Origin of the sequence: Secundilactobacillus angelensis (assembly GCF_012641075.1) — a bacterium.
GTDB lineage: Bacteria > Bacillota > Bacilli > Lactobacillales > Lactobacillaceae > Secundilactobacillus > Secundilactobacillus angelensis.
The window spans coordinates 1-9,461 of the sequence record NZ_JAAXLJ010000034.1 but is presented as its reverse complement, the minus strand read 5'-3'; the positions used below and the strand labels follow the sequence as shown (position 1 = coordinate 9,461).

The 9,461-nt window shown below is 40.1% G+C and carries 11 protein-coding genes and 2 pseudogenes; 7 read left to right on the top strand and 6 right to left on the bottom strand.

The window, feature by feature from the left end:
* On the top strand, positions 1–145 hold a 145-nt coding region (locus HC026_RS12850; RefSeq protein WP_232843746.1), incomplete at its 5' end, for a type II toxin-antitoxin system YafQ family toxin.
* Positions 146–274: 129 nt separating this feature from the next.
* Here HC026_RS12850 and HC026_RS11955 read toward each other — a convergent pair.
* The 3 genes and pseudogenes from HC026_RS11955 to HC026_RS11945 all read right to left on the bottom strand — a co-directional run.
* Complete coding sequence (locus HC026_RS11955) at positions 275–613, bottom strand: helix-turn-helix domain-containing protein (RefSeq protein WP_259689761.1); 339 nt, start codon at positions 611–613, stop codon at positions 275–277.
* Positions 614–834: 221 nt separating this feature from the next.
* Positions 835–1,044, bottom strand: a complete 210-nt coding sequence (locus HC026_RS11950; protein ID WP_168926141.1) for a DUF3923 family protein — start codon at positions 1,042–1,044, stop codon at positions 835–837.
* A 22-nt stretch (positions 1,045–1,066) separates the two neighbouring features.
* A pseudogene (locus HC026_RS11945) lies at positions 1,067–1,246 on the bottom strand (site-specific integrase); the annotation flags it as partial.
* Between the two features lie 103 nt (positions 1,247–1,349).
* On the opposite strand from HC026_RS11945, the gene HC026_RS11940 reads away from it, so the two are divergent.
* The 6 genes from HC026_RS11940 (at position 1,350) to HC026_RS11915 (ending at position 5,827) form a co-directional block, all read left to right on the top strand.
* Positions 1,350–1,628, top strand: coding sequence for a plasmid mobilization protein (locus HC026_RS11940; RefSeq protein WP_003625288.1), 279 nt, complete (start codon positions 1,350–1,352; stop codon positions 1,626–1,628).
* On the top strand, positions 1,618–1,920 hold the full coding sequence (locus HC026_RS11935) for a type II toxin-antitoxin system YafQ family toxin (protein ID WP_010625626.1): 303 nt from the start codon (positions 1,618–1,620) through the stop codon (positions 1,918–1,920). The genes HC026_RS11940 and HC026_RS11935 overlap by 11 nt, the downstream gene beginning before the upstream one ends.
* A 548-nt stretch (positions 1,921–2,468) precedes the next feature.
* The gene (locus tag HC026_RS11930) at positions 2,469–2,936 is read left to right on the top strand and encodes a Dps family protein (RefSeq protein ID WP_003587210.1); all 468 of its coding nucleotides are present in this window, start codon (positions 2,469–2,471) and stop codon (positions 2,934–2,936) included.
* Between the two features lie 246 nt (positions 2,937–3,182).
* The gene (locus tag HC026_RS11925) at positions 3,183–3,926 is read left to right on the top strand and encodes an ABC transporter ATP-binding protein (RefSeq protein WP_047767853.1); all 744 of its coding nucleotides are present in this window, start codon (positions 3,183–3,185) and stop codon (positions 3,924–3,926) included.
* Positions 3,904–5,151, top strand: coding sequence for an ABC transporter permease (locus HC026_RS11920; RefSeq protein ID WP_047767854.1), 1,248 nt, complete (start codon positions 3,904–3,906; stop codon positions 5,149–5,151). Before HC026_RS11925 ends, HC026_RS11920 begins: the two co-directional genes overlap by 23 nt.
* A gap of 4 nt (positions 5,152–5,155) precedes the next feature.
* Positions 5,156–5,827: a TetR/AcrR family transcriptional regulator gene (locus tag HC026_RS11915; protein ID WP_168926140.1), complete on the top strand. Its 672-nt coding sequence runs from the start codon at positions 5,156–5,158 to the stop codon at positions 5,825–5,827.
* A gap of 103 nt (positions 5,828–5,930) precedes the next feature.
* Here the strand turns inward: HC026_RS11915 and HC026_RS11910 are convergent.
* The 3 genes and pseudogenes from HC026_RS11910 to HC026_RS11900 form a co-directional block, all read right to left on the bottom strand.
* Positions 5,931–7,351, bottom strand: a pseudogene (locus HC026_RS11910) (nicotinate phosphoribosyltransferase).
* 115 nt (positions 7,352–7,466) lie between these two features.
* Complete coding sequence (locus HC026_RS11905) at positions 7,467–8,012, bottom strand: DUF536 domain-containing protein (protein WP_010620839.1); 546 nt, start codon at positions 8,010–8,012, stop codon at positions 7,467–7,469.
* Positions 8,005–8,940 carry a replication initiation protein gene (locus tag HC026_RS11900; protein WP_054712681.1) on the bottom strand — a complete coding sequence of 312 codons (936 nt, stop codon included), beginning with the start codon at positions 8,938–8,940 and terminating at the stop codon, positions 8,005–8,007. Before HC026_RS11900 ends, HC026_RS11905 begins: the two co-directional genes overlap by 8 nt.
* Positions 8,941–9,461 lie beyond the last annotated feature (521 nt).

The window sequence follows — 9,461 nt, the reverse complement described above, 5'->3', positions numbered from 1 at the left end:
AACACCAAGCGAAACTAACGATGTCCTGGTGGTTTATACGATTGATAAAGATGAACTAGTCTTAATTGGCATTCGAGTCGGATCGCATGATCGTTTATTCCCTGGGCAAAATCGTTCTAAAGGGTATCGAAAAAATAACAAATAAAAGAAGTTATTTCTTTAATATTAAAACAAATAACCCCCCAATATCTACATTATAGATATTGAGGGTTATTTTAACAATGTTTTCGAGAGGGTATAGTTAATAACCCCCTATATGGGGTTATTACAGTACTTAAAAAATGGAACTAATAATTAAGTATAGAATACATCCTAGCCCTAAAATGATCCCGCCAGTGGTTTCCCACATATATTTTGGTGTTTTAACATGTTCTTCTTTCGTGTGTAATTTTTGATCTGTCACTTGATTATTGCCTAACACTAAATCATCTAAAGAGCAGTGGAAAATTTCTGATAACATAATTAATGTATTTAAGTCGGGTGTGGCATCTTCTGATTCCCATCTGGAAATTGCCTGACGAGAAATATGAAGCTTCTCTGCAAGTTTTTCTTGAGACATACGATTTAGTTTTCTATATTTATTTAATTGTTTGGCAAGTACTGATTTTTTCAATAGATACCCTCCTTTCAAGTTAATTAGTACGCTAGAGATAATATTAATTGAAAATTCTGCAAAAAAATAGCGCTTAAATTTAACAAAAGAGCAATTAGCAACAATAACGTATGCACATTATTGTTGCTAATTGCTCTGAATAGCTGTGTTAATAGGGTTTAGTAGATAGCAATAATGCTATTTACTTTGTACCCATTATTTGATGTTATAACTCATGCACCTTAATTACGCTTAACGAATAACAGTAAACCAAGTTGGATCAAGACGATAAAAATAAAGAAAATCACTAGCACAATGAAAGCAGCTAATTTAGTTGCTGGCGTTTGAATTGTTCCAGCTCCATCAACTTTTCTAATAAAAATTACAAAGCTTAATATACTGAAGATGATTAGCCAAATAAGATTGCTTAGCCACCAAACTTTTAATTTCATGTGTTTTTGGTTACTCCCTCTCGTCCGGATTAAAAATATCGGCCTGTTTTAAGCCCATAACGTCACTCACTCGCAGTAGCGTCGCTTTACCAACTTGAAAAATCGTATAGTTACGTCGGCCAGCTTTAAAGTTATTGAGTAACGTATCTTGAACCTCTTTAAGAACGTTTGAATCTTTGATGGGTAAGACAACTTGTTGCATAAGCTGTTAGTCCCTTTACTTTAAAATTAATTTAGTTGCAGAAAACCTAAAAATCGAATATTATAATGTAGTACGATGGTAAACTTAAAGGAGGCGGATTAGAATGAGTAATACTATTATTAAAAACAAGACAATTTCAACTCGTGTAACACCTGACATTAGTGAACGGGCTAAAGCTAATCTAGCAAAACAAGGGCTAACCGTTTCTGAGTATATACGCTTATCGTTAGTTAAAGCGGCCAATAATGAAGTTCGATTAGTCAGCTTTTTAGATTCTCCGGAAGCCTTAGCCGCTAAAAAAGAAGCAGAAACAGGGCAGGTCAAAAACATTGGTTCATTGACTGACTTTGAAGATTGGATCGATAAGTTAGATGCAAATTAAACAGACCAAATCTTTTGAACGTGAATTAAAAAAACTAGTCAAAAAACATTTCCCAATAACTGTCTTGAAGCCTTGCTTAGAAGCAATTGTTGAACAAGATGTACTTATTTTGAAACAGATTAAAGATCATGCATTAAAAGGAAATTGGCGTGGCTATCGTGAATTTCACCCTGCCAGATATGGCAACTATGGTAAAAATTATGACAACTGGATTGTTATTTATCAGCTAGATCATGATGAATTGATTTTGTTATTGGTTGCAACTGGCTCCCATGAAATCTTGAATCAATAGCTATAGTTTAGGGGCACTTATAAAAAAATAAATTAAAATAGCCCCCAATATCTACATTATAGATATTGGGGGCTATTCTTTCAATGTTTTTGAGGGGGTATTTGGTAATTATAGACCCTATATATTCATAGCCCCTTTCTGTTTGGTGTTAAAGTATTAGTCATCGATGTCATGCACTATCTTGTTTAGCTCCGTTTTGATGGAACTGGGAATATTTTCTAAATTGAAATGATTATATATTTCTTTATCCTTAAGCATCCTTTTTGTGCCTTATTTAATTTACACTCATTGTTACCCACTACCCATTCATCCTTTGTACGTATAAAGGGGTTTTGCACACTTTCCTTTAACGCGTTTTGAACATCTTCATAAGGTAAATAAAATTCAATTGTAGATTTATTTAATTGGTAGATTGTAAAATTAACGTCTCCATCTTTTCAAAGCGACTTAATTCTACGGGCTATAAATAACTTAATTTGCCAGTGCATAACGTTTCAGATTAAGCTACCACTAAGTTATAATAACCATATCGAAAGGAGATCAATCTAATGAAATATACGAAAACAAAAGCAGTATTAAATCAACTCGTTGCCGATTTGAGCCAGATGTCAATGATTATCCATCAGACGCATTGGTACATGCGTGGACCCAACTTTTTGAAGTTGCACCCCTTGATGGATGAGTTCATGGAAGAAATTGACAGCCAACTCGATGTCATTTCTGAACGGCTGATTGCGCTTGATGGCAGTCCTTACTCGACCTTAAAAGAAATGGCCGAAAACACTAAGATTCAAGACTGGCCTGGTGAATGGGACAAAACAACCCCAGAACGCCTCGCACACTTAGTTGATGGCTATCGTTACTTGGAAGACCTTTACCAACACGGCATTGAAGTATCCGATGTTGAAAAAGACTTCAGTACCCAAGATATTTTCATTGGTCTCAAAACCGCAATTGAGAAGAAAATCTGGATGATTCAGGCAGAGCTTGGATCGGCGCCGGAAATTGATGAATAAAATAATATTAAAAAATCGGTAGGCTTAAACATTGCTAACGCTTATATCAGTGCTGCTATTTAATTAAAATGCGACATCCCAACAACGGGGTGGCGCATTTTTGTTTGCAATGCGGTGACAAATAGGCCGGAAGCAAAATAAGTGAGTGATAACTCATTTTAATGTTGACAAACCGAGATGTACTGATTATACTAAGGCCATTAAGTGAGTGAGTATACACTTGCTTTGAGAAAGAGGGTTATTAAAATGGTAACGGATTATGTCATCGCCAAGCAGGTCAGCAAGCACTTTGGTCATCAGCAAGTGCTCAATCAGATTGATTTGACACTGCCGGCTGGAATGATTTATGGCTTGATTGGGCCATCAGGAGCTGGGAAGACCACCTTGATCAAGAGTATTTTAGGGATGGAAGCTGTGGATAGTGGCACTGTTAAAGTCATGGATACGGTGATGCCCAATAGGGCGGTAATGGCACAAGTAGGGTATATGGCCCAAAGTGACGCTTTGTATGAGACACTAACGGCCCGTGAAAACCTGACCTTTTTTGGGCAATTGATGAGCGTTCCAAAAATAAAGTTAGCACAGATGATTGATTATGCAGCCGGATTAGTTGATTTAACGACCCAATTAGACAAGCGGGTCAGTGGCTATTCGGGTGGGATGAAACGGCGCTTGTCGTTGGCAATTGCCCTGATTCAGGATCCCCAATTATTGATTTTAGATGAACCGACCGTTGGGATTGATCCAGAATTACGGCAACAAATTTGGACCGAACTAAATAAGCTCAAGGATATCGGTAAGTCGATGATCGTGACAACGCATGTCATGGACGAAGCAGAACGGTGTGATTATCTCATGTTGATTCGGCACGGGATTGCGCTTGCTGAGGGGACACCCGCGGCACTGAAACAACAGTATGCAGTAGATACGATCGAACAGGTCTTTTTGAAAGCGGGGCGGATGCAAGATGCGAACGATGGCAATCGTTAGACGAGTTTTTAAGCAAATGTTACGTGATAAGCGTACCTTGGCGCTGATGCTTTTGGCACCATTGCTGATTATGACGCTGATGTATTTCTTATTTCAAAACAACACGACGCAAGTAGCAAGCTTGGGTGTTCATCATGTAGACCAATCCGTGGTTAACGTGATCGATACCAAAAACGTGACGATTCATCATTATGATAGTTCACAGGCACGGAAAATGATTAAGCAGCATGATCTAGATGGCTATTTGACTCAGAAAAATGGTCAATTGACGATTACTTATTCAAATAGCAATCCAACCAACACGTCTTTAATTAAGGCGAGTTTACAATCAGGATTAGTCAAGTTGAAAATGAAGACGCTGGTGACCGTTACTAAGAAACAGCGCGCGGCCCTTGAATCGCAACAAGCCGCTTTGAAGAAGCTGACAGCAGCCCAGACACAAGCAACGGTGACCAAGCTGAAGACTGCCATTGCACAAGCCCAGGCCCGCGGTGACCAGGCAACTGCTGAGAAATTACAAAAGCAACTCAAGCAAGCCACAGCCACGACGTCTAGTTCGACTCAGTCAGCTAAAGCAACCAGTTATACGACTAAGTCTCATTATATTTATGGTAGTAGTGATTCAACGTTCTTTGAAAGCTTTTTGGCAGCCTTTCTCGGTTTCTTTATCTTCTTCTTTGTGTTCTTGATTTCTGGCGTTTCACTTTTGAATGAACGCACTACTGGAACCCTAAGCCGGCTACTTGCAACCCCAATTCGACGGAGTGAAATTATTATGGGCTATCTAATTGGTTATGGGGGCTTTGCCATCATTCAGACTGTCCTGACCGTTGTTTTTACAATTACGGTCTTCAAGATTCACTTAGTTGGTAGTATTTGGCTGGTCTTTCTGACTAACTTATTATTAGCGTTAGTGGCTTTGACCTTGGGTATCTTTATTTCCACCTTTACTAACTCAGAATTTCAAATGATGCAGTTTATTCCACTGATTGTTGTACCACAAATCTTTTTTGCTGGGTTGGTTCCAGTCGATGGCATGGCCAGTTGGTTGCAAGCAATTGCCCACATCATGCCGTTATACTATGGTGCTAATGCGATGACGGATGTTGTGACAAAGGGTGCTGGGCTTGGCGATATTGGTGTCAATTTGTTAATATTAGTAGGGTTTATGGTCGTACTAACAATGTTGAATATTGTTGGAATGAAACGTTATCGGAAGGTGTGAGGATATGGAACGACCACGGATACGGGATTATTTTCAACAGGATCTAAGTCAGAATGAAACGATTACACCTAAGCAACGGGCCATCCTCCAGGCAAGTCTCGATTTGTTTGCTGAAAAGGGTTTTGACCAGACCAGTACTAGTGATATTGCACAACGGGCCGGCGTTGCGGAGGGGACGGTCTATCGGCGGTATAAGACTAAGGCTGCCTTACGGGATGCCATCTTAGCACCAATTACCGCGCACATTGTGCCAATTTTAGCGAGTGATTTTTCAGAGGATGAATTACGGCAGCGTTATCCCAGTCTACAGGCATTCGTCACAGCAATTTTTACGGACCGAGTTGCATTTGCTAAAGCTAACGTGAAAGAGTTAAAGGTCATTTTTGAAGTGGCAGCTTTTGACACCGAACGACGCGAACAGATTCTTAGCCAGATTGCGCCTAAGATGGTCAAGCAGATGGGAAGTGTCATCAATCAACTAAAAGCAGATCATTTGATTGTGGATTGGCCGAATGATTTGATACTGCAAAGTTTGTTATCGGAGCTATTCGGTTACCTAGCGCGGTTAATTCTGGAATTGCCGGGAACTGAAATTGAGCGCGAACAAGCGTATTTGATTACGGTGATGGCCAAAATATTGACCCCGGGTGAACATGATCAAATTACTGGTCAGTGAGCTAACTGTTACTTGATATAAACTAAAGCCACTTCTGTACTTAGCGGTCATTTGAACGCTAAGTACAGAAGTGGCTTTGGTCGTTGCTACGCGTGTTCGTTTGTTAATCTGCTAGTATCGTCATTTTATTCAACAAACTAGTTTGTAACTGGCTGAGTGTGGTTGTCATGTAGACCGGGTAAAGATCTGGGTTGACGAGCCGCTGGGTTGTTCGTGGGAGCTCGGCAAGTTTAGCCTGGGTCGTTGCCTGAATGGTTGTAACCGGAATTGACGTGGTGTTGGACAAATCTACCGGCGCGAGTAAGGGCCGGGCTTCAAAATGGGTGAGTCGCTGTTGACGGTCGATACTGAGTGGGTCACTGATGACGACGGTTAGGCTGGTCGCATCAACGATCGTCTCGGTAGCTAGTGCAATCAAATCAGCAAAGGCCCGCTGAGTTCCTGGTTCGTACAGACGATAGACTTGCTTATCACCAGGAATCGTTAGTTTTTCGCGACTGGCACTGACCTTGATCTTGGGGGTGCTCTGACCATTGCTCTCAGTTGCCGCAAGCTTGTAGACGCCACTTAGAACCGGTGCGGACGCGCTAGTGATGAGCTTTTCACCGATACCAAAATTATCGATCGGTGCGCCTTCGTGCAACAGCGAGGTAATGATGTGTTCATCCAATGCGTTAGAAATAGTGATTTTGGCATTGGGAAAGCCAGCCGCGTCCAATTGTGTCCGGGCAGCTTGTGATAAAGTCGTGACGTCCCCCGAATCGATTCGAATACCGACGGGTTCATGCCCAGCTGCTCGTAGCTCCTTAAAGACCGTCACCGCGTTAGGAATCCCAGAGTTAAGCACATCATAAGTATCGACTAGTAGCGCACTATTGTCAGGATATTGTTCGGTCCACTTGCGAAACGCCGTTAGTTCATCTGGGAAAGCTTCAATCCAACTGTGGGCCATGGTACTAGCAACGGGAATATCAAACAGCTTCGCAGCGAGAACGTTTGAAGTACTATTGGCGCCACCAATAATGGCTGCCCGGGTGCCGTAAAGTGCGCTGTCCGGGCCTTGCGCACGGCGCGCACCGAATTCCATAATTGGACGTCCTGCCGCGGCATAACTCAGTCGACGAGCTTTAGTGGCAATCAGTGATTGGTGATTGACGATATTTAAGACGAGCGTTTCAAGTAATTGCGCTTGCTCAAGTGGTCCAGTGATTGTCAATAGTGGTTCACGAGGAAAGACCAGGGTTCCTTCTGGAGACTGGCAAAGTAGGCGGCGGCTTTTTTTAACATATCACGCTCCAATGCTAATTCGGCATTTTCAAGTTTTAAGGCACGGTTCTCAGCTTCTAAAGAAGCAAACGGCGTTTGCTTTCCATCTTCGGTATATAGCTTCCGCCAACGATACAGGGCACTTTCAGGAACACCAAGTTCGGAGGCAATGATTTTAACTGGTTTGGAAGAGTTAAAACTCAAACGTACCGCATTTTTCTTAAAATCTTGGTCGTAGCGATTGCGTGAATAGGTCATTTTGAGGACTCCTTTCGGATAAATCAATTCTCTTATGTTTCTGTCCGAAATTCTAGTACAGACCCTCCATAATTTGTATGCTCTTTTCTAGTACATATTTACGATAATTATTCGATTACCAAAAATGCCACCATTTTTTATTAGTTATATTTTTAGCTGCCTGTTTTTTTGCACCATCAGTTTTTGCAACTTGGCTTTTTTCTATACTTTCAAGATCTTCAACTGGGCCATCTAATTTTCGTAGGCGTTCTTTCAAATGGCGATCTTCTGCTACTGTTGCTAATTGTAATTGTTGTTGTTGGTCTATTAGTTTTGTTAAATGATCTATTTGTCTGTCTTTGCTACTTATTTGCTGGTCTTTGGTCGCAAGCTGTTTGTCACGTTGAGACTTTAAATCTGCTACCTCTTTTCTTAGAGTAGCAATTAGCTCATTATTTTTTTTGCTAGTCTTTGTCGCTTTTTTGCTACCTATTTGTTGATCTTTTGCTACCAAAGGCTTTGCTACCTTGTCCCTAATAATCCTTTCAGCTGTAAGGCTAATCATGTTTGTACCTTGACTATCTTTTTGTTGGTTCTTTGTTGGTAGTCTTTGGTAGTGATATTGAATAGTTTGTTTAGAGACCTTCAATTCATCAGCAAGTTCTCTAATAGTTTTAGGCATGATTTCCAAACCCCTTTCGGAGTTCAGCAAGTGCTTCTTGTCTTGCTTGATCTCTTATTTTTTGATCATGTTCAGCTTGTTTTTCAGCCAGTACCTGTTTTTCAGTTGTTCCTAAAGGCAAGCATTTAACTTTGTCAATTGCACGCCACTTTTCTTTATCTGATAATTCATCATTGTGCTGAATGTTAAAGAGTTTTTGACGCTCATCTTGAAATTTGCCTTGAGAAAAATCATTTGCGTCCTTTCTTTCAGGTTTCCAAGTAAAAGAATAACCGATAACTGGTTTTCCTCTGCCTTTACCATATTTTTTTCTAATCGTTAGCCCTCTAAAAAGCGGGGTTAATTCTTCTCTAATTGGCTTAATAACCTTTTTGTCAACATTTGAAGGACTATTCCAATAACTTTTAGGTATATCAAGCAATTCAAAAAAATCTTCTTTAGAGAAATAAGAATAGCCAGTAGTTCGAAATTGCTTAATTAGACGAAACATTGTTTTAGCGTAACTGCTTTTTAAATTTCTAAATTCTGTTAGGGCATAACGAACCCAACTTTCAAGATTATTTAGAAGTTTCAATGCCTTGGGATAAATCTGAATATCAACATAAGGTTCTTCAGCTTCACCTTTAATTTCAAATTCAGTAAACATAACAAAAAATTCACGATTTAAGCCACTCTTGCTTCTACGGCCAAACCTAAGGCTGAGGATCTTTTGGTATGTATTTTCAATATCATCAATAAAACGTTTATTTGCGGTTGGTTTATAGTTACTAAGCTCTTTTAACTGGTCAAAAGAGAAACGAACAGTTTTATTCCCTTGATCCCGCATGCGGGAAACAATTGAAAAAAATAAATTCATCTCAATTGGGGTAAATTTTCTCAAGGGAATAGTATTCAACTCAGGATCATACTTAACTAACTCATTAGACATGATTATCACCTCAAACACATATTAAAATAAAAGTACCTTTTTATCAAGTACAGAACTTATAAAGGTACTTGATAAACAGACAAAAGGTACTTGATAAACAGACAAAAGGTACTTGATAAACAGACAAAAGGTACTTGATAAACAGACAAAAGGTACTTGATAACCTTCTGTGAGCCTTGGGAGAGTAAGGCGCAATAGGGGTCTAAAAGAGGTTTAAAAGAGGTTTATAAAAGAGGTATATAAGAGGCACCACTGTACGAGATACAAACCTAAAACAAAAAAAACACAAAGGAGTGAGCCAAAAAACAGGCTCACATTAAACTTCATTCGCTACGCTCTTTGCGCCTCACTTCGTTCGTTGCCTGCAAAGGAGTGGCAAGCCACATTAATTCGGGCGCTGACGCCCCGCACCCCGTCCAAGCTGAGCCAGCTTAACCGCTTTTTCACTCGCCGTTAGGCAGGAAAGCAAAGTTTTATAGAAACTTTGGCTTTCGCCAATTCAGTGTTAAGACTGGTTTAGA